Source organism: Streptomyces sp. Y309, from assembly GCF_056712025.1.
On the sequence record NZ_CM160048.1, the window covers coordinates 5,969,804 to 5,996,142 of the forward strand.

19 protein-coding genes and 1 tRNA gene are annotated in these 26,339 nt (G+C 70.4%); 7 read left to right on the forward strand and 13 right to left on the reverse strand.

Translation table 11 applies throughout. The features are described from left to right. The first annotated feature begins 78 nt into the window (after positions 1-78). The 3 genes from AC0KTA_RS24500 to AC0KTA_RS24510 all read left to right on the forward strand — a co-directional run bounded on the left by AC0KTA_RS24500 (position 79) and on the right by AC0KTA_RS24510 (position 5,522). Positions 79-2,832, forward strand: a complete 2,754-nt coding sequence (locus AC0KTA_RS24500; protein WP_481050373.1) for an alpha/beta fold hydrolase — start codon at positions 79-81, stop codon at positions 2,830-2,832. Further along, complete coding sequence (locus AC0KTA_RS24505; RefSeq protein WP_481050374.1) at positions 2,829-3,767, forward strand: ABC transporter permease; 939 nt, start codon at positions 2,829-2,831, stop codon at positions 3,765-3,767. The genes AC0KTA_RS24500 and AC0KTA_RS24505 overlap by 4 nt, the downstream gene beginning before the upstream one ends. 171 nt (positions 3,768-3,938) lie before the next feature. Then, positions 3,939-5,522, forward strand: a complete 1,584-nt coding sequence (locus AC0KTA_RS24510; protein ID WP_481050375.1) for a vWA domain-containing protein — start codon at positions 3,939-3,941, stop codon at positions 5,520-5,522. 151 nt (positions 5,523-5,673) lie between these two features. On the opposite strand, the gene AC0KTA_RS24515 is transcribed toward AC0KTA_RS24510, so the two are convergent. Both AC0KTA_RS24515 and AC0KTA_RS24520 read right to left on the reverse strand, forming a co-directional pair. Next, entirely contained in the window at positions 5,674-7,419 is a 1,746-nt protein-coding gene (locus AC0KTA_RS24515; protein ID WP_481050376.1) for an arabinofuranosyltransferase AftB family protein, read from the reverse strand. Between the two features lie 212 nt (positions 7,420-7,631). Further along, a complete protein-coding gene (locus AC0KTA_RS24520) occupies positions 7,632-8,405 on the reverse strand; it encodes a class I SAM-dependent methyltransferase (protein ID WP_481050377.1) in 774 nt (257 codons plus the stop codon). A gap of 212 nt (positions 8,406-8,617) precedes the next feature. Between AC0KTA_RS24520 and AC0KTA_RS24525 the strand changes: the two genes are divergently transcribed. After that, positions 8,618-10,543 (forward strand): AMP-dependent synthetase/ligase, encoded by a 1,926-nt coding sequence (locus AC0KTA_RS24525; RefSeq protein ID WP_481050378.1) that lies wholly within the window; start codon positions 8,618-8,620, stop codon positions 10,541-10,543. 263 nt (positions 10,544-10,806) lie between these two features. Continuing rightward, positions 10,807-11,193: an STAS domain-containing protein gene (locus tag AC0KTA_RS24530; RefSeq protein WP_481050379.1), complete on the forward strand. Its 387-nt coding sequence runs from the start codon at positions 10,807-10,809 to the stop codon at positions 11,191-11,193. Positions 11,194-11,282: 89 nt separating this feature from the next. Here the strand turns inward: AC0KTA_RS24530 and AC0KTA_RS24535 are convergent, their stop codons facing one another. The 11 genes from AC0KTA_RS24535 to AC0KTA_RS24585 form a co-directional block, all read right to left on the reverse strand. Further along, entirely contained in the window at positions 11,283-14,234 is a 2,952-nt protein-coding gene (locus AC0KTA_RS24535; protein ID WP_481050380.1) for a trypsin-like peptidase domain-containing protein, read from the reverse strand. Next, a complete protein-coding gene (locus tag AC0KTA_RS24540) occupies positions 14,224-14,535 on the reverse strand; it encodes a trypco2 family protein (protein WP_481050381.1) in 312 nt (103 codons plus the stop codon). Before AC0KTA_RS24540 ends, AC0KTA_RS24535 begins: the two co-directional genes overlap by 11 nt. Before the next feature lie 184 nt (positions 14,536-14,719). Next, positions 14,720-15,400: a RibD family protein gene (locus tag AC0KTA_RS24545; RefSeq protein ID WP_481050382.1), complete on the reverse strand. Its 681-nt coding sequence runs from the start codon at positions 15,398-15,400 to the stop codon at positions 14,720-14,722. A 12-nt stretch (positions 15,401-15,412) separates the two neighbouring features. After that, positions 15,413-15,811: a 6-pyruvoyl trahydropterin synthase family protein gene (locus tag AC0KTA_RS24550; RefSeq protein ID WP_481050383.1), complete on the reverse strand. Its 399-nt coding sequence runs from the start codon at positions 15,809-15,811 to the stop codon at positions 15,413-15,415. A gap of 57 nt (positions 15,812-15,868) precedes the next feature. Then, entirely contained in the window at positions 15,869-16,792 is a 924-nt protein-coding gene (locus AC0KTA_RS24555) for a zinc-dependent alcohol dehydrogenase (protein ID WP_481056548.1), read from the reverse strand. A 1,235-nt stretch (positions 16,793-18,027) separates the two neighbouring features. After that, entirely contained in the window at positions 18,028-18,870 is an 843-nt protein-coding gene (locus AC0KTA_RS24560) for a helix-turn-helix domain-containing protein (RefSeq protein WP_481050384.1), read from the reverse strand. Next, entirely contained in the window at positions 18,860-19,384 is a 525-nt protein-coding gene (locus AC0KTA_RS24565; RefSeq protein ID WP_481050385.1) for a DUF6879 family protein, read from the reverse strand. The genes AC0KTA_RS24560 and AC0KTA_RS24565 overlap by 11 nt, the downstream gene beginning before the upstream one ends. Continuing rightward, complete coding sequence (locus AC0KTA_RS24570) at positions 19,368-19,577, reverse strand: hypothetical protein (protein ID WP_481050386.1); 210 nt, start codon at positions 19,575-19,577, stop codon at positions 19,368-19,370. The genes AC0KTA_RS24565 and AC0KTA_RS24570 overlap by 17 nt, the downstream gene beginning before the upstream one ends. Before the next feature lie 842 nt (positions 19,578-20,419). Next, entirely contained in the window at positions 20,420-20,890 is a 471-nt protein-coding gene (locus AC0KTA_RS24575; RefSeq protein WP_481050387.1) for a helix-turn-helix domain-containing protein, read from the reverse strand. Between the two features lie 102 nt (positions 20,891-20,992). Then, positions 20,993-22,042, reverse strand: a complete 1,050-nt coding sequence (locus tag AC0KTA_RS24580; protein ID WP_481050388.1) for a tyrosine-type recombinase/integrase — start codon at positions 22,040-22,042, stop codon at positions 20,993-20,995. Positions 22,043-22,163: 121 nt separating this feature from the next. Further along, positions 22,164-22,239, reverse strand: a tRNA-Arg gene (locus tag AC0KTA_RS24585). A gap of 328 nt (positions 22,240-22,567) precedes the next feature. On the opposite strand from AC0KTA_RS24585, the gene AC0KTA_RS24590 reads away from it, so the two are divergent. Further along, on the forward strand, positions 22,568-24,205 hold the full coding sequence (locus AC0KTA_RS24590; RefSeq protein ID WP_481050389.1) for a dynamin family protein: 1,638 nt from the start codon (positions 22,568-22,570) through the stop codon (positions 24,203-24,205). A 5-nt stretch (positions 24,206-24,210) separates the two neighbouring features. Beyond that, positions 24,211-26,235, forward strand: coding sequence for a YfjP family GTPase (locus AC0KTA_RS24595; protein ID WP_481050390.1), 2,025 nt, complete (start codon positions 24,211-24,213; stop codon positions 26,233-26,235). Positions 26,236-26,339 lie beyond the last annotated feature (104 nt).

Sequence of the window (26,339 nt, forward strand, 5' to 3'; positions counted from 1 at the left end):
GCGTACTTCCCGGGGAGGCCTCCGGGTTCAGACCGGCGGGGGCATTGGTTGTCAGCGGGCGCCCGTACCGTTGAGGCCATGGATCTACGACGGCCCAGGGCCGGAGCCTGGAAGGGCGCCCTTCGCCGGCCGCGGCGGCTGTTCGCCGCCGCGGCCGCCGTTGTGCTGCTGGCGGGAGCGGGCACGTGGACGGCGCTGGCGTCGGACGACGGGCCGGGCGTGCGCCGCTCGGACCAGGTCCTCGACGTGGGCACGGCCGACGGCCGCGAGGTGCGGATCGACACGTCGTACTTCACCGCGGGCGACCCCGGCGAGAAGCGCCCCGCCGTGCTCGTCGGGCACGGCTTCGGCGGCAGCAAGGACGACGTGCGCGAACAGGCCGAGAAGCTCGCCCGCAAGGGCTATGCCGTCATGACGTGGTCCGCGCGCGGCTTCGGCAAGTCCACGGGCCGGATCGGCCTGAACGACCCCAAGGGCGAGGTCGCCGACGTCTCCCGGCTCGTCGACTGGCTGGCGAAGCGCCCCGAGGTGCGCCTCGACAAGGCGGGCGACCCGCGCGTGGGCGTCACCGGCGCCTCGTACGGCGGCGCGGTCTCGCTGCTCGCCGCCGGGTACGACAAGCGGGTCGACGCCATCGCCCCGGTGATCACGTACTGGAACCTGGCGGACGCCCTGTTCCCCCGGGGCGTGTTCAAGAAGCTGTGGGCCGGGATGTTCCTCAGCTCGGGCGGCGGCTGCGACCGCTTCGAGAAGCGGCTGTGCGAGATGTACGAGCGCGTGGCGGTGGCCGGGAAGCCGGACGCCGAGGCGCGCGAGCTGCTGTCCGAGCGCAGCCCCTCCGCCGTCGGCGACCGCATCAAGGTGCCCGCGCTGATCGTGCAGGGCCAGTCGGACTCGCTGTTCACCCTCGACCAGGCCGACGCGATGGCCAGGGCCATCCGCGACAACCACGCGCCGGTCTCGGTGGACTGGATCGCGGGCGGCCACGACGGCGGCGACATGGAGACCGACCGCGTGGCGGGCCGCGTCGGCACCTGGTTCGACCGCTATCTGAAGGACGACAAGGGCGTCGACACCGGCCCCGCCTTCCGCGTCACACGCACCGGCGGCATCGACTCCACGGACGGCGCGGCCACGCTGCGCGGCGCGAGCGGCGACCGGTATCCGGGCCTGGCTAGCGGCGTGCGCGAGGTCCCGCTGGCCGGCCGGCCGCAGACGTTCGACAACCCCGCGGGCGCCTCGCCGCCCGCCGTGTCCGCGCTGCCGGGCATCGGCTCGGCGGCGGGCGGCGGAGGCGGCGGGGGCGGCAGCGGCGGCGCGGGAGGCGCGGGCGGCGGAGGCGGTCTGTCGCAGCTCTCCTCGCTCGGCATCGGCGTCTCCCTCGACTTCCCCGGCCAGTACGCGGCCTTCGAGTCGAAGCCGCTCACCGAGGACCTGCGGATCACCGGCGCGCCCACCGTGCGGGCCCATGTGAAGTCCGACAGCGAGGACACGGTCCTGTTCGCGAAGGTGTACGACGTCGGGCCCGGCGGCGACCAGCGGGTGCTGCCCGCCCAGCTCGTCGCCCCGGTGCGGGTCGAGGGCGCGGTGGACGGCGCGAACGTCGACCTGACGCTGCCCGCCGTGGACCACGAGCTGAAGAAGGGCCACCGCCTGCGCCTCGTGCTCTCCGCGACTGACCTCGGCTATGCCTCACCGGCCGAACCGGCCGCGTACACGGTGTCGTTGAAGGGCGGCCTGAAGGTCCCGACGGCCCCCGGTGTCGACACCCCGGCCGCACCGCTGCCCGCCTGGGTGTGGTGGCTGCCGCTCACCGGCGCGGCCGTCGCGGCGGGCCTGCTGGCCCTCGGCCGCAGGCGGACCACGGCACCCGCGCCCGACCCGGCGCTCGCCGAAGTCCCCCTGCAGATCACCGACCTGAGCAAGCGGTACGCGAAGTCCGCCGACCGGTACGCGGTCCGTGACCTCTCCTTCCGCGTGGAGAAGGGCCAGGTCCTCGGCCTCCTCGGGCCGAACGGCGCGGGCAAGACGACAACCCTGCGCATGCTGATGGGCCTCATCCGCCCGGACGAGGGCGAGATCCGCGTCTTCGGCCGCGCCATCCGGCCCGGCGCGCCCGTCCTGTCCCGGGTCGGCGCGTTCGTCGAGGGCGCCGGATTCCTGCCCCACCTCTCCGGCCGGGAGAACCTGGAGCTGTACTGGAAGGCCACCGGCCGCCCCGCCGAGGACGCTCACCTGGACGAGGCCCTGGAGATCGCCGGGCTCGGCGACGCGCTCGCCCGCGCGGTGCGCACGTACTCGCAGGGCATGCGCCAGCGCCTGGCCATCGCCCAGGCCATGCTCGGCCTGCCGGACCTGCTCATCCTCGACGAGCCGACCAACGGCCTCGACCCGCCACAGATCCGCGAGATGCGCGAGGTGCTGATCCGGTACGCCGCGGGCGGGCGCACCGTCATCGTCTCCAGCCACCTCCTCGCGGAGGTCGAGCAGTCCTGCACGCACCTGGTCGTGATGGACCGCGGCCGCCTCGTCCAGGCGGGCCCGGTCGACGAGATCATCGGCTCCGGAGACACGCTTCTGGTGGGCCTCGCGGCCGACATCGCCGAGCCGCTCGTCGAGAAGGTGGCGTCCCTGCCGGGCGTGGCCTCGGCGGTGCGGGCGGACGGCGGCCTGCTGGTGCGGCTCGCACCCGTGGCCGACGCCGGCCACGCCGGTTCCGCCGCCTCCCGGCTGCTCGTCGAGCTGGTCCGGCTCGAAGTCCCCGTCGAGTCCATCGGGCCGCACCGCCGCCTGGAGGACGCGTTCCTGACCCTGATCGGAGGCACCGCATGACGGCGACCGAGAGCACGCCGGACGCGCCGGAGGCACCTGAGGGGGTGGCCGCGCTGGACGCGCCCGACACGTCGGCCCCGGGCCCGGCCGAGCGCGCCACCGCGCCCGGGTACCGCGCCGGGCGCACCCTGCCCCTGCGCGTCGAGTTGGTCCGCCAGCTCAAGCGGCGGCGCACGCTGGTGATGGGCGGCGTGCTCGCCCTGCTGCCGCTCGTGCTGCTCATCGCGTTCGCCGTCGCCGGTTCGCCGGGCGGGCGCAACGGCGAGGTCACGCTGATGGACACGGCCACGGCGTCGGGGGCCAACTTCGCCGCCACCTGCCTGTTCGTCTCGGCGGGCTTCCTCCTCGTGATCCCCGTCGCGCTGTTCTGCGGAGACACCGTCGCCTCCGAAGCGGGCTGGTCCAGCCTGCGCTATCTGCTCGCCGCGCCCGTGCCGCGCGCCCGGCTGCTGTGGTCCAAGCTCGCCGTCGCGCTCGGCATGAGCGCCGCCGCGATGGTGCTGCTGCCCCTGGTCGCGCTCGCGGTCGGCACGGCGGCGTACGGCTGGGGGCCGCTGGAGATCCCCACCGGCGGCACGCTCGACGCGGGCACGGCGGCGCGCCGCCTCGCGGTCGTCGTGGCGTACGTCTTCGTGTCCCAACTGGTCACCGCCGGGCTCGCGTTCTGGCTGTCCACGAAGACCGACGCCCCGCTGGGCGCGGTCGGCGGCGCCGTCGGCCTCACCATCGCCGGGAACGTCCTGGACGCCGTGACGGCCCTCGGCGGCTGGCGCGACTTCCTGCCCGCGCACTGGCAGTTCGCCTGGGCCGACGTGTTCCAGCCGACGCCGGAGTGGGGCGGCATGATCCAGGGCTCGGCGATCTCGGTGACGTACGCGTTGGTGCTGTTCGCGCTGGCGTTCCGGGGGTTCTCGCGGAAGGACGTGGTGTCGTAGGGGGAGCCTTGAGGGGGCGAGGGAGGCGAGGGGGAGGACGGGCGACGGAACCCCAACCTCCGCCTGCCGTCGCCGACTTGAGACTCTTCCGCAACATACGGGGCCGATCGTCCTGGGCCCCTCGGCCGTCACAGTCACGAGTGCTGACGACACGACCGAGGGGGCGGACCCATGGGACGCACGAGGAAGCGCCGCGCAGGGACGCGCGGCCCACGCATCGGCCTTGCCGCCGCCGTCCTCGCGGGCGCCCTGCTGCTCGCGGGCTGCAGCGGCGGCGGGAGCGACGACGGCGGCCGGACCGCGAGCAAGGAGCGCGCGTCCGGCGCCCAGCCCGCCCCCGACAAGCCCCGCCACAACGCCCCCGCCCCGGCCCCCGACGGCACGGAAGGCCAACAGGACGGCGCACACCACGACATCGCCCCCGAGCCGGGCCCCGCCGACCTGCTCTCCACCTTCGCCCTGGACGTGGACACCGCCTCGTACGGCTTCGCGCGCCGCACCCTCGACCAGGGCCGGCTGCCCGACCCGGCGACGGTGCGGCCCGAGGAGTTCGTGAACAGCTTCCGGCAGGACTATCCGAAGCCCGACGGCGACGGCTTCTCGGTGACCGCGGACGGCGCCCGCACCCGCGCCGACGGCTGGTCCCTGATGCGCGTCGGCCTCGCGACCCGCCCGGACCCGGAGCGGGGCGAACGCCCGCCCGCCGCGCTCACCTTCGTCATCGACATCTCCGGCTCCATGGCCGAGCCGGGCCGCCTCGACCTGGTCAGGAAGTCCCTCGGCCTGATGACGGACCAGCTGCGCGACGACGACTCGGTCGCGCTCGTCACCTTCAGCGACCGTGCCGAGACCGTCCTGCCCATGACCCGCCTCGGCGACAGTCGCGACCGCGTGCACGCCGCGGTGGACCGGCTGCGCCCCACCAGCTCCACCAACGTGGAGGCGGGCGTCACCACCGGCTACGGCACCGCCGTCCGCGGCCTGCGCGAAGGCGCCACCAACCGCGTGGTGCTGCTCTCGGACGCCCTCGCCAACACCGGCGACACCAGCGCCGACGGCATCCTGCGCCGCGTAGAGGAGGCCCGCCGCGCGCACGGCATCACGCTCTTCGGCGTCGGTGTCGGCAGCGACTACGGGGACGCCCTGATGGAGCGGCTCGCCGACCGGGGCGACGGCCACACGACGTACGTCGCGGACGAGGAGGACGCCCGCGAGGTGTTCTGCGAGCGGCTGCCCGCGAACATCGACCTGCGCGCCCGTGACGCCAAGGCGCAGGTGTCCTTCGACCCCGACACGGTCGAGCGGTTCCGGCTCATCGGATACGACAACCGGCGCGTCGCCGACGACGACTTCCGCGACGACCGCGTGGACGGCGGGGAGGTCGGGCCCGGCCACACGGTGACGGCACTGTACGCGGTGCGCACCAAGCCCGGCGCCGACGGCCGCGTGGCCACGGCGCGCGTCCGCTGGCTCGACCCCACGAGCCGCGACCCGCGCGAGGAGTCCGCCGACGTGGACGCGGCCGACCTCGACCGCCCGCTGAACGAGTCCGACTCCGGCCTCCAGGTGGCCGCCACCGCGGCCTACTTCGCCGAAGGCCTGCGTACCTCGTACGACCCGCTGCCCGGCGCCCCGGCCCCCGCCGAACTGGAACGGCACGCCGCGGCTCTGGCGTTCACGACCGGTGACAAGGCCGTGACCGACCTTGCGGACAGCATCCGCCGCGCGAACGAACTGCGGGGCCGAGCCCTGTAGGGGCGCGAACCGAACTGTGGGGCCGAGCCCCGTAAGGGGCGCGGGGAACTGCGCGACCAGCCACAAAAAAAGCCGCAGACGCGTCTGCTCAGCGACTCGGCAGACGCGTCTGCGGTCCTTCTTGGGCTGAGCGCGCAGTTCCCCGCGCCCCTTACGGGGTGCCCGTGCCGCACAATTCGTGCTCCGCCCGCACCGGGTCGTTGGGAAAGCGGAACGACGTCCGCTCCAGGGCACCAGCGACGTTGCGGAGGAAGCGGTCCGGGGTGAGCGGCGCACGCGTGGCGGAGTGGAGTTCGGCGAGCGCCCCGCAGTTCAGGGCGCGCCGGGCCGCGGCCACGCGGGCGGGGTCCATGTCGTCCGGCAGGTCACCGGCGCCGCGGTCGGCGACGATCCACTCGTCGGGCAGCCACTTGTCGTGGCCCACGCGGCCGTGCGCGAGGCGCTGGGAGTGGGCGGCCAGGGGGTAGGCGAGCCCGATGGGATCGAGGGCGGCACCGTCGAGCGGGATGACGGTGCCGTTGAGGCCGAGAGTCGCGTAGAAACCGGTCACCGAGGGGGAGCCGGCGTCCACGCGGGTACGGGAGAGAAACAACGTGGAAGCGCCCTCGCGCCCGGCCGCGCGCACCTCGCGCGCGTACGCGGCGTTCTGCCGGAAGCCGCCGAAGGTGTGGTGCACGGGGTGGGCGGCGGCGTTCTGCCGGACGTACACGCCGCGTTCGTCCGCGATGCCGCCCGGTCCGATCCGCCCCTCGTAGCCGATCCGCAGCACGGCGGCACACACGACCGCCCACACGCCCACGCCCACCACGGCCGCCGTCCACGCGCGCGTGGCGGGCACCAGGAAGACCGGAAGCAGCATCAGGAACAGCCCCGGCAGGAACATCCGCGCGTGCATGAAGTCCCCGCCGACCTTGATGACGTACACCCAGCAGAGAGCCCCCGCGACGACGGGCGCGAGGACGGGCGCGAGCGCCCGGACGGACGAACCGCCGGAAGACGGGGCGAACGTGGCGCGCCCCGCGGGCAGCACCGCCGCGACGACGAACAGGGCGGGCACCCACAGTAGATAGGGCCCGGCGAAGTCGCCGAGGTAGTGCAGGCCCCGCCCCCACAGGCTCTGCGAGGCCTCCTTGGTGACGCCGGGCAGCGGCATCAGATGGCCGTAGTAGCCCATGCGGAAGATCTCGTACGCGACGGGCAGCGCGCCCGCCGAGGCGGCTCCGGCCAGCGCGGCGCGCCGGGAGGGGCGCACGACCAGCCACTGCGCGCCGAGGAACACGGCGGAGACCAGGGCCAGATCGGGACGTACGAGCGGCCCGAGGCCGATGACGAAGGCAGTGGCGAGCGTGCGGGGCCGCGCGACGAGCAACAGCCAGGCGCCCCCGATCCAGCAGGTGGCCAGGCCCGTCTCCAGGCCCGAGGTGGCGAAGTCCCAGACGGGCGGCAGGCCGAGCGGGACGAGGGGGCCGAGAGGCAGGAGGAGGCGCACGCCGCCCCTTGCGTGCAGCCGCACGGCCCCCAACGCGGCGAGCGCGAACCCGGCCGCGGTGAGCAGCAGCCCGCCGTACACGGCCGCGGAGGCGATGTCCGCGCCCGGCGCTCCCGCGAGCACGAGCAGCCACTGCCACAGCGTCCCCGTGGACGACTCGGCGCGTTCGCCCGCGTTGAACACGGGCCCGTGGCCCGCGAGGATCTGCCGGACGGTGCGGACGTAGATGTGCCCGTCGTCGGACATCCAGCGCCGCTGGAACCCGGCGACGAGGATCACCAGCGCCGGCGCCAGACACAGCCCGGCCCGCAAGACGGGCCGGGCGGCGGCGAGTTGGCCTCCCGAGCGCACGGCGACCGGCCCGGCGGACACGCCGGAAGTACGGGCAGGGGTGCGTGTAGAAGTCATGCACCGTACTTCGGCGCAGGCCAGCAGCGGCTTGAACGGGACGCGGAAGGGGGGGGTGGAGTCGGCTGCGGTACGGGAGCGCCCTGAAGGGGAGCGAGGTCGGCTGCGGTGCGGGGAGCGCCCTGAAGGGGCGCGGGGAACTGCGCGACCAGCCACAACGGGCCCGCAGACGAACGACGGGCCAACCGCGGCACATCCAGCGAAGCGAAGGCTCAGCGCCGCGCGTACACGTGGAAGAGCCCGTTGCCGCTAACACCCTCCGCACGGAAGCCGGACTTCTCGAGCAGACCGAGCCCCAGCTCCTGCGGATAGGCGCGGTACTCGCAGCGCATGTGGGCCTCAAGATGCCCGTCCTGCCGCTTGACGTAGTAGTCCTTGACGTACAGGCTCTCGCCAAGACGCTCGATCGCCTGGCTGTAGACCAGACCGTCCGGCAGATCGCGCGCGTAGTCGCGGTGGGCGGCCTGCCGCGCGAGCAGGAGGACGCCGCCGGGCTTGAGCGAGGCGTGGACGTTCCGGAGCCCCTTGATGTTGTCCTCCTCCTCCACCAGGTGGCTGCACAACAGGGAGGCGCCCTCGCCCCCGCCGTCCGGGTCCGGGTGGTCCGGGTCGGGCGTGTGGTACCAGACCCCGCCGACGGAGAACGCCGCGTCGAAGGCCGACGTCATGTCCGTGCCCGCGTCCATGTGCAGGATGTCCTGCCGCACGAAGCGCGCCCGCTCGCCCACGCGGGCGCGGGCCTGGACCAGCATGCTCTCGGTGTGGTCGATGCCGGTGATGTCCGGGGCGGGCCCGTCGACTGCGCCCGCGTCGGCCAGTTCCAGGAGCTTCTCGACGACCAGGCCGGTGCCCGTGCCGAGCTCCAGGAGGCGGGGGCGGTCGGCGAGGAGTTCGAGGAGGGCGCGGGCGTAGTCGTCGTAGTCGTAGTAGCCCGAGGTCATGATCTGGTCGTAGTGACCTGAGAGTTCCGTGTAGGAGTTGACCATGGACGGGACGGTAGCGAGCGGGGGAGGGTGCTGCCAGGGTGCCTTTCGAGCCCCTTCGAGCGGTGTTATCCAGCCCTCGGAGCGGGCTCGCCGAGCCCCGCGACCGGTACGGAGTATTTCTGCGCGAACCATTGAACTTTCCCTACGCGTCGGTAAGTTGACCCCGAAGTAAGCATCCGGGCCCGTACGGGGCGAACGAACCGGGAGCCGTCATGGGCGTACGCAAGGACCTGAAGCAGGCGCGACGCCGCAGCGATCTGGCGGACCGTGCCAAGGTCGAGACCGTCAGGGACGAGCACGGCGTCGTACGGGAGGCCCGCACCCCCGCGCTCGCCGCCCCCGCGGCCCGCGCCGGCACCGCCGACATCCCCTTCACCAACGCCGCCGAGGCCCCCGACGCCGTCGTGCTGCGCCGCAAGGAGGCGGGCGAGTGGCGTCCCATCACGGCCGCCGTCTTCGCCCGCGAGGTCACCGCGGCCGCGAAGGGCCTGATCGCGGCGGGACTCGAGCCCGGCGGCCGGGTCGCGGTGATGTCGCGTACGCGCTACGAATGGGCGGTGCTCGACTTCGCGATCTGGGCGGCGGGCGGCCAGACCGTGCCGGTCTACGCGACGTCGTCCGCCGAGCAGATCGAGTGGATCGTGCGGGACTCCGGCGCCCGGCTCTTCATCGCCGAGAGCGCGGAGAACGCGGAGACGGCGCGGCGCGCGGTCGCCGGCCTGGACGCGCCCCCGGCGGTGTCGGTCATCGACGACGGCGCGGTCCTCGAACTGGCCGAGCGCGGGCACGAAGTGAGCGACGAGCAGGTCACCGCGCGCCGCTCGGCCCTCACGCCCGACTCCGTCGCGACCCTCTGCTACACCTCGGGAACCACCGGCAAACCCAAGGGCTGCGTCCTCACCCACGGCAATCTGCACGCCGAGGCCGCGAACACCGTCGACCTGCTACACCCGGTCTTCAAGGAGGTCACGGGCCAGACGGCGTCGACGCTGCTGTTCCTGCCGCTGGCCCACATCCTGGGCCGCAGCATCCAGATCGCCTGCATGCTGGCCCGCATCGAACTCGGCCACTGCCCCAGCATCAAACCGGACGACCTCCGTCCCGAACTGCGGGCGTTCAGGCCGACGTTCGTCGTCGGCGTGCCGTACCTCTTCGAGCGGATCCACGACACCGGGCGCGCGACCGCCGAGAAGATCGGCCGCGGCGCCTCCTTCGACCGCGCCGAGCGGATCGGCGTGCGCTTCGGGGAGGCGTACCTGAACAAGTTCCTGGGGAGGGGCCCGGGCCCGTCCCTCGGCCTCTATCTCGGCTGGGCGCTGTACGAACTTCTCGTCTACCGCCGCATCCGCAAGGAGGTCGGCGGCCGCCTCCGCTACGCGATCAGCGGCGGCTCCCCGCTCGACAAGCGCCTCAACCTCTTCTTCTACGGCGCCGGAATCATCATCTACGAAGGCTACGGCCTGACGGAGACCACCGCGGCCGCCACCATCGTGCCGCCGCTGAGCCCGCGCCCCGGCACGGTCGGCGTGCCCGTGCCCGGCACGGCTGTGCGCATCGCGGACGACGGCGAGGTGCTCATCAAGGGCGGCATCGTCTTCACCTCGTACTGGAACAACAAGGAGGCCACGGACGCCGTCCTGGCCGGCGACTGGTTCGCGACCGGGGACCTCGGCTCCCTCGACGACGACGGCTACCTCACCATCACCGGCCGCAAGAAGGACATCCTCGTCACCTCCGGCGGCAAGAACGTGTCCCCCGCCGTCCTGGAGGACCGCCTGCGCGGCCGCCCGCTCGTCGGCCAGTGCCTCGTCGTCGGCGACAACCGCCCGTACGTCGCCGCCCTCGTCACCCTCGACCCGGAAGCCGTCGAGCACTGGCTCTCCGTACGCAAACGCCCCAAGGACACCCCGCTGTCCGCCCTGTGCCACGACCCGGACCTGCTCGCGGACGTACAGAAGGCCGTGGACTACACGAACGAGGCGGTGTCACGGGCCGAGTCCATCCGCGAATTCGTGGTCGTCGAGGGCGAGTTCACCGAGGAGAACGGGCTGCTGACCCCGTCCATGAAGCTCAAGCGGCGGGCGGTGACGGAGGCGTACGCGAAGGAGATCGAGGGGCTCTACCGCCGGTCGCGGTAGGGCGCCCGTCGCGGTGGTGAGTAGCGCGCCCACCGCGGGGATGACCGGATCGGATCACCTAGGGCGGCAGGTGGACCGGAGTCGGCGGATGCTGTTCGTCATCGCACCGAGTCTGTTCGACGGGTGCCTGTCGGTGGTATTCGGACATCCTGGTGGTGTATGAGAAGTGGCGTCGCCCTGGACCTCGGCGGCGTCACGCGGCGGACCGCGCGCCGCGCGGGTCGGGCGCGCTGTGTCATGCGGGACATTGCTGGGGGTTCGCCATGTGGGCCGACGAATCCGCCTTCGCGATGCGCGAACGCGTCACGGAGGCAGCCGTGGTGATCTGGCTGGGCGGAGAGATCGACATCCAGGCCGCGGTCGCGCTCATACCGCGGGCGGAGCCGCTGATCGCCAGGGCGGTGCCCGAGGTGATGGTCGACCTGAGTGCGGTGACGTTTCTGGACGCGGGCGGCCTGCGGCTGCTCACCAGGATGCGGGACCGGACGGCCGCACGGGCGGGCAAGCTATGGCTGGTGCGCGGCAGCCCGACGGTGATGCGGGTGTTCCGGCTGGCCGGCATCGAGGAGGCCTTCACCTTCCTCGACCGCCTGCCTCCGGTGCTGGGGGAGGGCGGCGAGAACGCTGCGGGGGTTGTGGCCGTGTCCTGAGCCGTGTCGGGCGTCGCCGGGTCTCCCTTTCGGTGACGACTTCGACCCGGTGGTCCTCCTCGACCGGCTCGCCGCGCACTGCCCCGACCTCATCGCAGCTGTCGGGCGTGGTCGGTCAGCCAAGCAGGGGCGATGACTTCGGCGTTGCCGTCGAGGGCGGCGGCCGCGCGGGTCAGGGCGTCGGCGGCGGCCTCCGGGGAGTCGGGCAGGGCATGCGCGGCCTCGGCCAGGGAGTGGGCCGCTGCCGCTTGGGCGGCGCCGGCGATCTGGAGGGCGGTCGAGGCGCGTTCGGCTGTGGCGGCCGATTCCTCGCGGCGCCCGTCGCACCAGTACGCCCAGGAGAGGTTGAGCAGGCAGACGCCCTCGGCACGGGGGTTCTCCATCCGTGACGCCTCGCGGAGCGCCTCTTCCAGGACCGTGGCCGCCCGGCCCGGGTCGGCGAGGGCGATGAGGGCGAGACCTTGCGCGTTCAGCGCGTAGGCGATCGCCTCCTGGCTGCCGGCAGCGCGGTAGGCGCGGGCCGCCGCGGCTCCCGCGTCGACGGTCTCCTGCCAGCGACCCAGTGTGAGCAGGGCGATGGTGCGCGCGTTGCCGGCGCGGGCGGCGGTGAGCGGGTCGTCGCCCGCCGCGGCCAGTGCGGCGAGCCGGTCGGCGCCGTCCAACGCCTTCTCGCCGTCGCCGAGGTAGCTGTGGGCGAGGCTGAGGGAGAGCAGTGCGTGTACTTCGCTCTCGGTGTCGCCGAGTTCGTGTGCCAGCTCGGCGGCGCGGGCGAGTGGTGCGACGGTGGCGCCCTGGTCGCCGAGTTGTCGATGGGCGTCACCGAGGCCGAACAGCGCGTTCTGGAGCGCGGACCGCTCGCCGAGGCGCTCGGCGAGAGCTGCCGCTTCCGTGAAGAGCTCGACCGCCTGCTCCATCGGGCCCGCGCTGAGCCGGGCGTGACCGTACGCGACGGTGTGGGCGAGGCGTACCCGCTCGTCGCCGATGTGTCCGTCGACGGCGAGGTGCATCGTGACCGCGGCGAGCACCGAGCCGTGCCAGACGAGCCACTCGCTGATCTCGTTCAGTACCCGCGCGGCGCCGTCGTGGTCGTCGGCGCTGACGAGGTGGTCGAACTGCCGCCGATGCGGCTCGATGTCCTCCAGCGTGCGCCATGTGCCGCGGGGCTGTGCCTGACGTGCGTACCAGGACGCGATCCGCTTTTCCACTTCCTGCCTCCCGAAGGGTCCGTGCCATGGCATCTGGTCGCGGGCGATGTCGGCGTCCAGGGGGTGCAGGGCGACTGTCCGGTTCGCCCGGTCCGCGGACACCAGGTGTCCGCGGACGAGGGCCGTGAGGACGGGACGCACCGGCAGGTGCGGATCGAGTCCGTCCAGAATGTCTTCGACCGCGCCCTGTCCCACGGGGGTGCGCAGCGCGGCGAGGACACCGAGGACCGCGCGCGCCGACGCGTCGAGCCGCTGGTGGCGATCCTGGGCCAGGTCGGAGACGACGTCGTGGCGACGGGTGAAGTCCTTCAGTACGTCGTTCAGGCTCGGCAGCGCCAATGTGTCCTCGGCGACCGCGCCGACGAGGAGTTCCAGCGCGCGCGGGACGCCGTGGACGCGGACCGCGGCGTGCAGCAGTTCGTCGTCGGACAGGTCGGCTATGCCGAGGCTGCCGTCACGGTCGAGTTCGCGCAGCAGGGCCGCTGCCTCGGCGGGGCGCAGTCCTTCGGAGAGGGGCACCTCGGCGGTGAAGCGGCGCAGTTCGGGCGCAAGACGTACGGGTACCTGGCTGGTCACGAGGAGACGCGGCGTGGTGCGGGCCCGGAACAGCCAGTCGAAGAAGACCGCCAGCTCCTCGTCCCTGACGCTGCCGTCGTCGCCGAGCAGATCCTCCAGGTTGTCCATGAGGATGACGATCAGCCGCCCGTCCATGGCCGCGAACAGTTCGGCCAGTCTGTTCTGCGTCGTGCCGCCGGTGGCCCAGACTGTGCGCAGGTGAGCTTCCCGTTCGGGGCCGAGCAGGCGGGCGCAGTCGAAATAGAGCCGCTCCAGGGAGATCCCGGACGTACGCGTGGAGAGGTTGGCCAGACCGGACGGGAGCGGCCCTTGGACGGAGCCGGGCCATTCGCCGCGGTCGAGAAGGTCCATGACCTTCGCGGCGAGCGCGCTCTTGCCGATGCCGCGCCGCCCGACGACCGTCACCATACGGATGGAGGGGTCGCTCAAGTGCCGGGCGATCACGTCGCTTTCATGGGTGCGGTTCTTGAACAGCTCGATCCCGTGCGCGACCGGGACCCCGACCACCCGCACCTCGGGGGCTCGCTCGTCGTCCGCATCCCCGGGCACGGCAAGGGGCAGCGTCGCCGAGTCGGGGAACGCGAGCAGCCGGGCGAGTTCCGCGCGGTCCGCGGCGGCAAGGCCGCGCAGCGCGTGGTCGAGACGGACCGCGGTGAGCCGGCCGACGCCCTCCGCGCGGTGGTGCTCGGCGACCACGCCGATGATGCGGCTGCCGGCCCACACCGCTGCCCCGGACATGCCCGCCCACGGCGACGTACCAGGGTCGGGATCGGTCCCGGCCGGTGTCACAGTCATCTCCAGCGAGCCGGTACGCAGGTTGGAGAGCGCCGCCACCGTCCCGTCCGCCTGGTGCAGTTCGCGGAAGTACGCGCCGTCGTGGCGGCGGCGACGCTTCCACAGCGGGAAACCGGCGGCGTGCACGCCGATCACGCCGTGCCGGTCGTCGGCGATGCGCCCGAAGCGGGCTGCCTCGATGACCACGGGGGCCGTCTCCGGCGGCACGAAGGTCAGCACGGCCACGTCACTGTCCTCGTCCGCCCAGGCCACTGACGCCTGAGCCGACCACTCTCCGGGCCGGTCGGCGTCGCACCGTACGACCGTCTCGGTCGCGTCGGCGACCACATGGGCGGCCGTGAGGACCATGTCCGTACAGATCCGGTATCCGGAACCGCGCCGCCTTCCGCTGTCGGATTCGGTGATGATCTCGGCGATACGGTGCGGGTCGAGCCCGGGCCCGACGGCCGAAGGCTCAGGTCTCATCGGGCAGTTCGGCGCCCGAGATCAGCGCGGGGCTGTCGGGTGCGTCGCCGCGGACCGGCTGCAGGGTGAGCGTGATCCGCTGGGTGGCGGTGTGTGCGGAGCGGGCGGAGTTGTGGACGTCGAACACCCAGAACCGCACCTTGGCCCCCGGCTCCCGGCTGCGTTCCACTCCGACGGTGAGTTCCAGTTCGAGCTTCTCCGCCTGGAACCGGAGCCCCTCGCCCTGCCCGTCCGCCATGGCCCGGCTCAGCGCGCTCCGCAGCTGGGCGATCATGTCCTCCAGTTCCACCGCGTCGTCCACTCTCAGCCCCCGTCTCGTCCGACACCGACCGGTCGCGTGACTGTTGAGAATACCTACGGACGGTCAACTGCACGTCGCGCAGTGGGACTTAAGCTGCGATGCTCACGTCGCGCAGTGGGACTCACGCTGCGATGCTCAAGAAGCCTCGCCGGGCGGCGGGCGGCGCCCTTCCGGAACGAGGGCCTCAGGACCGCTCTTTCGGCGCGTAGCGCAACAGCACGACGTCGTCGATGGGGCGTGCCTCAAGGAGTTTCATACGAGCCGTGGAACCACCGGGATACGGCGCCGGAGTCAGGAACATCGGTGCGGTGGACTCGCCCACCAGCAACGGGGCGACGACGAGGTGGAGTTCGTCGGCCAGGTTCTGTGCCAGGAACTGGGTATGGATCGTGCCTCCGCCTTCCACCAGGAGCCTTTCCACCCCGCGTCGGCCGAGTTCGTCGAGGAGGAGGGACCAGTCGAGCACAGGCCCGGTGCTGACAATGCCGGCGAGGGCTCCCAGGGCGCGGCGGGCCCGGGGCAACGCGCCGTCCACCGTGAAGACCAGCTTCTCGCCGCCGCAGTGCCAGAACGCGAGTCCCTCATCCAACTCGGCGGACCTGGTGACCGTGACCTTCAGCGGATGCTCGGGCTTGCCCGCCGCGACGCGCCCGGCGCGCCGTTCCGCGTCCGCCACCAGCAGCCGCGGGTTGTCCCTGCGCACGGTGTTGGCACCGACGAGGATGGCGTCCGCCGCGGCGCGTTCGTGGTCGACACGGTCGAGGTCCCGGTGGTTGGAGAGGACGAGCCGTTCATCGGAAGCGTCATCCAGGCGACCGTCCACGGAGACTGCCGCAGACAACAGCACGTACGGACGTATGGCCATGACCGGGGCCGGTCAGAGAGCGCGGTGGTAGTCGGCCCACGCTATGTGCGATTCGTGGAGCCGCACGGTGAGCCCGGTCAGATGGCGGGCACCGGGACCGAGCGCGCCGCCGTGTATGCGTGCGGCGAGGCGGTCGGCGACGACCTTGGCCAGGAACTCCGTGGTGGTGTTCATGCCGGCGAAGTCGGGGTCCTCGTCGAGGTTCCGGTAGGACAGCGCTTCGACGACCCCGTGCACTTCCTTGGCCGCCAGGTCCATGTCGACGACGAGGTTGTCGCTGTCCAGCTGCGGGCGCTGGAAGGTCGCGTCGACCAGATACGTCGCTCCGTGCAGGCGCTGCGCGGGCCCGAAGACCTCACCACGGAAGCTGTGGGCGATCATGAGGTGATCGCGGACGGTGACGGTGAACATGACTCCTCCGGAAGGGCGTTGTCGATTGGGAGGGGGCGGGTGCGGGTGCGGGTGCGGTCAGCCGGAGCCGTAGCGGATGCGGTGGCAGAGGCCGGGCTGTCCGCCTGCGGCGATGTCGGCCATGACCTGCGGAAGTTCGTCGAAAGGGGACTCGCCGGTGATCAGTACGTCGAAGACCGGGTCCCGTAGCAGGTCGAGCGCCAGGCTGAGCCGCTCGGCGGTCGTGTGCCGTCCACGGAGCCCCGGCGGAACGGCGCCCACCTGGCTGCTGCGTAGCGACAAGCGCCGGGAATGGAAGAACTCCCCCAGGGGCAGGGCCACCTGCTGGTCCCCGTACCAGCTCAGATCGATCACGGAGCCCTCGGGAGCGAGCAGTTCGAGGGAGCGCCGGAGTCCGGCCTGGGTGGCGCTGGCGTGGAAGACGAGATCACAGTCGTCTGCCGCCTGCTCGGGAGGGGCGAAAGCGACGCCGAGCGCCGCGGCGACCTCGACGCGGGCCGGGTCGACGTCGACGAGCTGCACGCGGACCCCGGGAAAGCGGGCCAGGAGAGCGGCCACGCAGCAGCCGACCAGGCCCGCGCCCACCACCGCGATCCGGTCGCCGATCCGCGGTGGCGCGTCCCACAACGAGTTGAGCGCGGTCTCGACGATCCCAGCCAGCACGGCGCGCTCCGGCGGCACCTCGTCGGGTACCGGGGTGACAGCCCCAGCCGGGATGCGGAAAAGGGTCTGGTGCGGATACAGGCTGAAGACGGTGCGGCCCACCAGCTCCGCCGGTCCTTCCCGCACCCGACCGACATTGAGGTACCCGTACTTGACGGGTCCGGGAAAGTCGCCTTCCTGGAACGGAGCACGCATGGCCGCGTACTGACTTGGAGGCACCCGGCCGAGAAAGACCAGCGATTCCGTACCGCGGCTGATTGCCGAGTACTGGGTCTGTACTACGACCTCGTCAGCATCAGCAGGCGGGCAGGCGGGCAGGCGGGCAGGCGGGCAGGCGGGCAGGCGGGCAGGCGGGCAGGCGGGCAGGCGGGCCCGAAGTCACGATTTCACCCGTTCCCGGCGACATGACCCAGAAAGAGCGTATGAGGCTCGACACTGATGATCCTCTGCTACGAGGGCCCGCCTGTGGGCCCACCAACGACGTCCGGCACAAGCCCTCAGCCCACCCCGCCGGGCCGTCGCCCGCACCAACGCGGCCCCGCCCCGACGTGAAAGTTCCCGCGATCCTAGACGATCAAGTTTCGCGCTCAAGGCCGGAGGCGGACGCTCCCTGCCAGGGGCCCGCAGGGCCTTACGGCGTCGCTACGGCCCACCCACTAACGTGCCCGTGACCAGCAAAAAGGCCCTCCCTGAGGGAGGGCCGAACCCTGGACGAGCAAAAGCGCCCCCGGCAGGACTCGAACCTGCGGCCAAGTGCTTAGAAGGCGTAGTGACTAGCCGGAACTCTAGCCTGCGGAAACGGTACTTGGCCAGTAGCGCATACCCGCAGAGGCGCCTTGCTCAGGAACCCCAAGTGAAGGCGCCTGAGTTCGACATGTTGCATCACAAGCAATCCCTTGGGGGGTAATGCTGACGAACATATCGATACGAGGACCGCAGGGGGCCGTTCCTGTGACGCTGTACGGGTTTTGAAATTTCTGACTGCGTCCACTAATGAGCATGTCGTCAGACGCCTTCAGAGGAGCCGTCACAGCGCTGTGTAGGTCAAGTTTGGCTGTTGGGGGGCTTCCGGGAACGGCTGGCTGCTCGGGTCCCTCAGGTGCAGTGAACGCGGCCCGCAGGGGCAACCCACTCCCGACCTCCACCCTCGGGCGACATGAACGCCATTGTGTGCTTCCGGCGTTCGCCGGGCAGTTCCCCGGGGTCTTCATAGTCCTTGATCACATCGCGAAGGATGCCGACGCGTCCTCTGTCGTCTTGGACTCGTTTGCCGATGTCGCTGGAGGAGACGCTCACCGGTCCTCCCCGCGCTTCTCCTCAATGTGCTGGCGCAGTCTGACGTTGGCGTCCGACACGGCGCTGTAGTCGCCTCTGGAGCGGGCGTTCTCTCGACGCACGCTGAGGCTCAAGCAGCCTTTGCAGCCTGGGACCGCCTTCGGTTCTGGCGGAAGTTCCGTGAGTCCGTACCCCTGGGGTTTCTCCGCGCTTGCCATCGTTGCCTCCCCGGCTTAGAGCCCAACCATGGTCAGGCATGTGCGGAGTGACGCCCAGTATTATTTGCGTTGTCGGGTAAAATTCATGGACCACTGCATGAGTAGTTCCCGGCAGTCATCCCCGAATGCCGCATAGGTCTCGTACCGGTCGAAGTCTTCCCGGTATGCGTTCACGTCCCTATGGTCTCGGAGCATCAGTGCACCTGTGCCGGTTTCCACGGTGGCTAGGCGGCGGTCATACAGAGTGAACGTGTTCAACGGCATCTCCGGGATGTGGCCAGCCAAGGGGATGACGCCAAGTCGAACGTTTGGAATTCTGGAGACCGAAGCCAGGCGATCGAGTTGCATTGCCATTGCCAGAGGTGGCAAGAGTGGCCACCTAACGGCTTGTTCCGTAAGTAGGAACGTGAACGACTTCTTCGATTCGTAGAGGACGTTCTGACGCTCCAGCTTTTTCGCAATGGTCTTGGACTGGTCTCCAGGAACGTCTGCAATGCTGGCACGCACATACTCCGGAGTAGCCAGTAGGCCGGTAATGGCTGATAGGAGAAAGAATCGAAACTCTGTCGTTACGGCTTCGAATCTGGCTAGCTCATTCTGCTTTTTATCGAGTCCCCGGCGCCGTGATGACCAATGGTCTTGCCATTCCATATTTGCTGTGCGTGTTAGGGCGAGCAGTTCCGAAGCCGTAGGGTCATCCGCTCCAAGCGCTTCCAGAATTAGCTCTACGTCGACAATGGGAGGAGTGAGCTTCCCGCCTTCAATGTTGCTGACTCTGGTTTGCGACATGTTGCAGTGGCGGGCGAGCCAGGATTGCGTTTTCCCGGCTCGCTTCCGCAGGCTGCGAAGTGCTTCTGCTAGGTCTGACCTGGACTGACCTAGTCGTTCAGGCTCAAAGGTCAAGGCCCTTCACGTACTCCTCGAAAGGAACGGATTCGGCTACTGCGATTTGCTGGTACTCGATGAAAGGTGCTGGGTTCCCCTCATATACTTCACGGCTGATCTGTGTTCCATTCGACTCATAGTTCATGAGTACGACCTCGGAATGATCGAACATCCAGAAGTCTTGAACACCCTCAAGAGGGTTGGGTTGGTCAGTCACGTCGAGAATTCTGATCAGTTCCCCGGCCAGCGCGTGGGGCGAGTAGTACCAGGAGAATTCAAACCTCAGGTACTCGGACAGTGGTCGAGTGACGATGTGGACGCGTCCTTGCCTGCGACCTTCGGTCACCTGTCGGCGTAGCCGGTCGGTGTACTCGTTGTGGACCGTGACTGGGTCGATCCGCATCCCGTCGCGGAACGCTTGCAGTTCCTCCGCCTCTTGCGGCATGAGGTACTGCGGCAGGGTCTCAAGGCGCCAGGCTTCGTGTTGGAAGCCTTCGAAGCGTGCCGCCCACTGCTCACCAGCCAAGAGCACGGAAAGCCTCCCTCAGCACGCTTTCAGGGACTTCTACGAGTCCTTCCCCGTTGGGTGGTGTGAACGCCGTGGAAACGTCGCCCTGGACGACGAAGGAGCCGGACGTGGTCCGGTACACGTTGGGGCAGTCGTCCTTACCGCACGGCCCTCCATTGCCGTTTCCAGTGAGCCGGGTCAGTTCCTCACGAGCCATGGTGAACCCCCTTGTTGACACCCTCTGCGGCCGGGTCAGGACGACCGTACGAGGGGCGACGTCTGTCGTCTATGCGGTAGCACCAATATTTGCGTTGTCGGGTAAAGATCTTGGCCATGAGCGCTCTGGGGTGGCTGGTGCCGTGCAGGCCGTGTGCACGTTTGGCCTGGGGCGACATCCCCCCTCCGGGGCCGCTGTGCGGCCCTCTGCTCGCCTCGTTGGGCGCCATTCGCGCCCTCCCGGCCCTAGACGCGCCTCCAAGCCCTCAGGGGGCATGCGGGGCCGTCTCGGCCTTGGCTGAGTGAACCTGCCCACTTGGAGGGAGGGGCGGCTTTCAGAGTCATGCGCCCTAGCTCTCACTTGAACGCTGCGGGCTGTGTCCAGTGACTGATCTGGTTGATGCAGCGGCGGCCCTAGTTTCAGAGTTGATACTCCTAGTGGCGCCCTCCCTGAAGAGGGCGCCTCTAAGTGAGTGATTCTGATTCTGATCCGCATGTGAAGTCATTACCGGCTGCCTAGGCCGGGGCGGAACTAAATCTCTCTCAAGAGATCCTCTCTTGACTGTCTCACTGGTAACAAGTTACCTAGTTCGACTCGCTCACTTTGTTCACTCTGCCTTGGCAGGTTGAGATTCTCTAAAGAGTCTTTAGTTACCTAAATATCTCTCAGTCGCCAAGGGAGTAGTTGAAGAGTAGTTCTCTTATGTAGATAGAGAGTAGTTAGTATGTAGTTTGTGTGTCACTGGTGGTGTGCCTATGTGTCAGTTGTGACGTGCCCTTGCTTCTCCTGTGGTGTACTCACTGCACCGTAAGTGACGTTGATGTGCGTCGGTAGCGGTGTGGCTAGGGCTTCTTGCCGTACAGTCTGTAGACCTTGTTACCGGCCATGCCCTTGCCGGTCTCCCGGATGAGTCCAGCCTCTTTGAGGGCCTTCAGCGCTCTGTCCACCCCGCTTCTACTCATGCCGGACGCCTTTGAAAGAGTTTCGATGCTGGCTGAGCAACCGTGACTGTTCGGGCCGCAGTAGTGGGACATCGTCACGCCAAGGCGCACCGCAGGGTGCTTTATCGCTTGGGCGATCATGTATCGCTGCCAGTCCATGGGCGTGGTGGTCATGTCTTCTGTATCCGCAGAGACCTTTGTGTGGGCCTGTGCGGCTTCATCGGGTCGCGCCAAGGCATCAGAGGCGCTCTGCTCCTGCGGGGCTGCCTCAGGGGCCTGTGCGGGCTTTTCCCAAGGAGGTGTGGTGATCTCCCAGGGGGCCGGGGCGTCGAAGGGGGAGGTCTTGCCGGAGGATGTGTACACCGACTCCATGGTTCCTCTCTCGGTCACAGAAAAGGGCCCCCGATCCCAAACCGGGGGCCCTGGCTACAGCTCTTCGACTGTGACAGCGAATGAGACGGGCTGTCACCTGAATTAGTAGCGGTCTCCCGTCCTCTGGACCGCCTTCACGGCTCTGGAAGTTGCCATGTCCGCCGCGTACCGCCTGAGCATGGTCCGGTCCTTCCAACCGGCCACAGTCATCACGTCTCCCTCGGAGACGCCCGAGGAGAGCAAGTCATCTGCGAAGGTGTGCCGGAACTGGTGAGGCGAGACCGAGTCGTATCCGGCATCTTTCGCCCTACGGTTCACCATCCGGTACAGGCCCGAGTATGTGAGCCTCCCCCTGTTCCGGCTGCCGAGCCAGAGCCATTCGCCTCCACTGAGCTTGTGACTCTCCCTGGCCCGCAGGTAGCGGGTCAGAGCAACGACCGTCTTGGGCTGCAAGGGAACTATCCGGCCCTCTCCGCTCGCCCGTGCTTCCTTCAAGGGGACCACTTGAAGCAACCCCTGGTCCAAGTGGAGGTAGCCCGCCTTCAGCGTGAGAAGTTCCTCGGCTCTCAGGCCCTCTGTTAGGACTCGGATCATCGCGTGGTCCCTGACCTTCTCGAACTCCCTCACTCTCGGGTGGCCGTTGCCCGTGACCTTCAGCAGGTCTGTGATGAAGTCCGCGCTGAGCGTCTTTGGCTTGACCATGGTCGGAGGTGCGTACCGCTGGAGCTTGTTGTCCCGGTAGGGGTTGGGAACGTCGTACTCGTCCTCCAGCCATCCCAGGAAGGTGCGGAGGTTCCTCTGGAGAGTGTTGGTTCCGCCCTGGCCGTGTCGGTCGTAGTACGCCCGGAAGAATCGGTTCAGCGTGCCTGTGTCCACAGCGGTGAAGTCTTCGGCTACGGCCTCGGCCGTCATCCACTTGTTGAGGGCATGTGCGGCCTTGGCGTAGGCCGTGACGGTCTTCTCCTGGTAGGGCCTGCCGCGCTTGTTGTTGGTGGCCCGCAGATGGGTGGCGTACTCAGAGAGCATCGCTGCCCTGTCGTCCGCTCCTGGTGGTGTGTCGGCAGGGAGGCTCTGTACGGCCCTGAGGGTGGCTGTCTTCCCAGTGGTGGACCGGAGCGGGCTACGGGCCGCGACGGGCTTGCGGGCTGCCATGGATGACTCCCACGATCGGGAGTGCTAGGCAAGGAGCAGTTGGCGAAGCACCTCACCTAACACTGTCTGATAGGTGAGTCACTGCGACTTCTATGGCCGTTCTTGCAGCTCAGACGCTGTGTGGCGCCCCCGGCAGGACTCGAACCTGCGGCCAAGTGCTTAGAAGGCACCTGCTCTATCCACTGAGCTACGGGGGCCGGGTGGCGGCCGGTGGCCTGGAGCCCGGTGTGGGGTGGTCCGTGACCCTGCCGGGGGTCGTGGACCATGGACCGGGGACAAGGATAGGGCTCCTTGTGGCTTGTCCCTGGTGCTTCACCTCCGCCACGCGATGTGGAGGTTCGGTGAAGCGGTCCTGATAATCGCAGGCAGGTGCGAATCTCGCATCGCTTTTGGCGTCTGGCGCCCCGGGTGTTGTGCACTCGTTATGCCTGCGCCCCAGTCGCCCCTTCCGTCGCGCGTGTCCGATCGGCGCGCAGGGGTGCCCATATGCTTCAGAAAGCTGCCAAAATTGGGCATTCTTCGCATGTGGTGACCTTGGACGTACGGCCTCAACTGCTTGACGCACTCTCCGCCCTGCGTGAGCGTGTAGCCGCCGCACGCTTTCCGCTCCCCCTGCCGGGGGCGCCACGCGCGCGGGCCAACCGGGACGAGCTTCTCGCACAACTCGACGATTATTTGGTGCCCCGGCTGCGGGCGCCCGAAGCGCCCTTGCTGGCCGTTGTCGGCGGCTCGACCGGCGCCGGCAAGTCCACGCTCGTGAACTCCCTGGTGGGACGGCAGGTCAGCGAGGCGGGTGTGCTCCGGCCCACGACCCGTACGCCCGTCCTGGTGTGCCATCCGGAGGACCAGCACTGGTTCTCGGGCATGCGCGTCCTGCCGCAGCTCACGCGCGTGTGGGCGCCCCGGCAGGAGGGCGAGGGGGCCGATGGGGTGGGGCCGGACGGCGAGCGCCTGCTGCGTGTCGAGACCGCCGACACACTGCCCCGCGGCCTCGCCCTCCTCGACGCCCCCGACATCGACTCCCTGGTCGCCGACAACCGCGTTCTCGCCGCCGAGCTGGTCTGCGCCGCCGACGTGTGGGTCATGGTCACCACGGCCTCCCGGTACGCCGACGCCGTGCCCTGGCACCTGCTGCGCACCGCCAAGGAGAACGACGCCACCCTCGTCACCGTCCTCGACCGCGTGCCCCACCAGGTCGTCGGCGAGGTGTCACGGCAGTACGGCGCGCTCCTCACCAAGGCCGGACTCGGCGACGTACCGCGCTTCACCGTCCCCGAACTGCCCGAGTCCGCCGGCGGCGGCGGGCTCCTGCCGGCCACCGCCGTCGAGCCGCTGCGCCTCTGGCTCGCGCACCGCGTGCAGGAACCGTCCTCCCGTAGACACGCCATCGAACGCACGGCCTACGGAGTCCTCGCTTCCCTGAACGCCCGCATGCCGGAGCTCGCCGCCGCCGTCGCCGCCCAGTACGCGGCCGCCCTGCGGCTCACATCCGTCGTCGACGAGGCGTACGAAAGCGAGCACGCGCGCGTACGGGAGCGGCTGCAGGCGGGCGCCGTGCTCGCCGGAGACGCCCTGAAGCGCTGGCGCGCCTACCCGCTCGACTGCGGCCCCGGAGAGCTCCTCGACGCCATGGCAGAGAGCCTCGAAGCGCTCCTGCTGTGCGCGGCCACGGCCGCCGACGAACGCATCGACGACGTGTGGCGGCGCGAGCCTGCCGCCCAGGCCCCAGGGCTCCTCCGCCCCGGCCGACGCCACGAAACAGCCCTCTACGAAGACGACGACAGCCCGGAACACCGCATCGGAGTGGCCGTACGGCGCTGGCGGCGCGAGCTCGAGGAGCACGCCGAGGACGAGGTGCGCGCCCTCGACCGCGCCGACAGGAGCGCCCCGCCCGACGCCGAAGTCGTCGCCGCGCTGCTCGCCACCGCCCTGCTGGGCGGGCGGCGGGCACGCACCGCCGGAGAGACCCTGGCCGAACGCATCGGCGCCCACGGCGCGCTGCGCCTGCGCGACCGCGGCGGCCGGCTGCTCACCGACTACCTGGACAAGGTCCTCGGCGCGGAGCGGGAGCGCCGCCTGGCCCCCCTCGACGCACTCGACGTCAGCCCGGAGCCCCAGGCCGAACTCATCGCCGCGCTTTCCGTACTGCAGAAGGAGAGGTGACCGCGGTGACCGCCGTCACGGGCCACACCGACCGCACGGGCCACACCGACCCCACAGACGAGCTGGACGACCTGGACGACCTGGATGACGTGGAGAGCTCGGAAGGCTCGGAGAGCTTGGAGGACTCGGAGGACGTAGACCGCTCTGACAACTCTGATCGCTCTGAACGTTCCGGCACCTCGGTGGAGGGCAACGACGGTGACCGCGCGGAGGACGTCGAACGCGCCTGGGACGACGGGCTCATCGCGCGGCGCGTGGTGGTGGGTGCCTCCACGGCGGACGGCGCCTTCGCGGCGGCGACGGAAGCGGTGGCCGGAACAGCAGCCTCCGGTTCGTCGTCTCCGGGGGCGTCGTCTTCGTACGAAGACTCGGCCACGTACGACACCCACTCTCCGTACGAAGGTGACGTCGCCACGAAGGACACGACCGTCGTCTACGAAGGAGGGCTGCGGGGCCGGCTGGACGCGCTGCGCGAGCTCATCGGGCTCTCCCGTACGCGGCTCGACAGCAAGACGCTCGCGGAGGCCGGGCGGGTGCTCGACGAGGCCGCGGCGCGGCGGCGTCTTTCCGATCGGCACACCGTGGTCGCCCTCGCGGGCGCCACGGGGAGCGGCAAATCGACGCTCTTCAACGCGCTCGCGGGAGTGGCGATCTCGGAGACCGGCGTACGCAGGCCGACCACCGCCGCGCCGATCGGGTGCAGCTGGACGGACGGCGCCGCCGGGCTGCTCGACCGGCTCGGCATCCCCGGGCGGCTGCGCAGACGCCCGCTCCAGGGGCCGGACGCGCAGGACCTGCAGGGCCTCGTGCTCGTCGATCTGCCCGACCACGACTCGGCGGCGGGCGACCACCGCGAGCACGTGGACCGGATCCTCGGGCTTGTCGACGCGGTCATCTGGGTCGTCGACCCGGAGAAGTACGCGGACGCGATGCTGCACGAGCGCTATCTGCGGCCCATGGCGGGGCACGCGGAGGTCATGTTCGTCGTGCTCAACCAGGTGGACCGGCTCCCCGGAGACGCCGCCGACCAGGTCCTCGACGATCTGCGGCGGCTGCTCGACGAGGACGGCATCGCACTGGGCGAACACGGCGAACCGGGTGCGACGGTGCTCGCGCTGTCCGCCCTCACCGGGGACGGCGTCGGTGAACTCCGTGAGGTGCTCGGCCAGTTCACGCGCGAGCGAGGAGCCGCGGCGCGGCGCATCGAGGCGGACCTGGACGCGGCGGCGGCGCAGCTGCGGCCGGTGTACGCCTCCGGGGCGGGGGCCGCGTCCGCGCGGGGCGCGCTCGGGCTCAGCGAGGAGGCGCGCGAGGAGTTCTCCGACCGGCTCGCGGAGGCGGTGGGCGCCGCCGCGGCCGGGCAGGCCGCCGAGCGTGCCTGGCGCAGGCACGCGGGCAGGGCGTGCTCCGCGCCCTGGCTGCGGCTGTGGCGGTGGTACGAGGCGCAGCGCTCCCCGTACACCACGGGCAGGCACGTCCTGCGGCCCCCCGCGGACGAGGAGTCGACGGCCCGCGCGCGCGTGGAGCACGCCGTGCGCACCGTGGCCGACGCGGCGGCGACCGGGCTGCCCACGCCCTGGGGGCAGGCTGTGCGGGAGTCGGCCGCGCGCGGCGCGCAGGGGCTGCCCGAGGCCCTCGACGAGCTGGCCCTGCGGGCGGCGCTGCCGGACGGGCGGCCGCCGCGGCCCGGGTGGTGGCCGGCGGCGGTCCTGGCGCAGGCCGCGATGACGCTGCTTCAGGTCGTGGGCGGGCTGTGGCTGGTGGGGCAGATCGTCGGCGTCGCGGAGCCGAACCTGGGGGTGCCGGTGCTGCTGATGGCCATGGGCATCGTCGGCGGGCCGTGCGTGGAGTGGGCCAGCGGGATGGCGGCGCGCGGGCCGGCGCGGCGGCACGGGTACGAGGCCGAGCGGCGGTTGCGGGAGGCGGCCGCGGGGTGCGGGCGGGCGCGGGTGCTCGATCCGGTGGCGGCGGAGTTGCTGCGGTACCGGGAGGTTCGGGAGCAGTACGTGCGGGTGGCTCGGCGGGCGTGAGGGGGGGCGGCGCTGGGACTCCGGCGGGCCGGGGGAAGCGGAACGGCGCCGTCGGGTGAGGGAGTTGTCCACAACTGGCCGGTAGAGCACAGGGCTCAGCGGGG

Coding starts and splice junctions, on each gene's coding strand:
- AC0KTA_RS24510 (WP_481050375.1), top strand. CDS start 3,939: ATGGGACGCACGAGGAAGCGCCGCGCAGGGACGCGCGGCCCACGCATC.
- AC0KTA_RS24515 (WP_481050376.1), bottom strand. CDS start 7,419: ATGACTTCTACACGCACCCCTGCCCGTACTTCCGGCGTGTCCGCCGGG.
- AC0KTA_RS24505 (WP_481050374.1), top strand. CDS start 2,829: ATGACGGCGACCGAGAGCACGCCGGACGCGCCGGAGGCACCTGAGGGG.
- AC0KTA_RS24525 (WP_481050378.1), top strand. CDS start 8,618: ATGGGCGTACGCAAGGACCTGAAGCAGGCGCGACGCCGCAGCGATCTG.
- AC0KTA_RS24550 (WP_481050383.1), bottom strand. CDS start 15,811: ATGTTCACCGTCACCGTCCGCGATCACCTCATGATCGCCCACAGCTTC.
- AC0KTA_RS24520 (WP_481050377.1), bottom strand. CDS start 8,405: ATGGTCAACTCCTACACGGAACTCTCAGGTCACTACGACCAGATCATG.
- AC0KTA_RS24535 (WP_481050380.1), bottom strand. CDS start 14,234: ATGAGACCTGAGCCTTCGGCCGTCGGGCCCGGGCTCGACCCGCACCGT.
- AC0KTA_RS24500 (WP_481050373.1), top strand. CDS start 79: ATGGATCTACGACGGCCCAGGGCCGGAGCCTGGAAGGGCGCCCTTCGC.
- AC0KTA_RS24575 (WP_481050387.1), bottom strand. CDS start 20,890: ATGGAGTCGGTGTACACATCCTCCGGCAAGACCTCCCCCTTCGACGCC.
- AC0KTA_RS24570 (WP_481050386.1), bottom strand. CDS start 19,577: ATGGCTCGTGAGGAACTGACCCGGCTCACTGGAAACGGCAATGGAGGG.
- AC0KTA_RS24580 (WP_481050388.1), bottom strand. CDS start 22,042: ATGGCAGCCCGCAAGCCCGTCGCGGCCCGTAGCCCGCTCCGGTCCACC.
- AC0KTA_RS24530 (WP_481050379.1), top strand. CDS start 10,807: ATGTGGGCCGACGAATCCGCCTTCGCGATGCGCGAACGCGTCACGGAG.
- AC0KTA_RS24545 (WP_481050382.1), bottom strand. CDS start 15,400: ATGGCCATACGTCCGTACGTGCTGTTGTCTGCGGCAGTCTCCGTGGAC.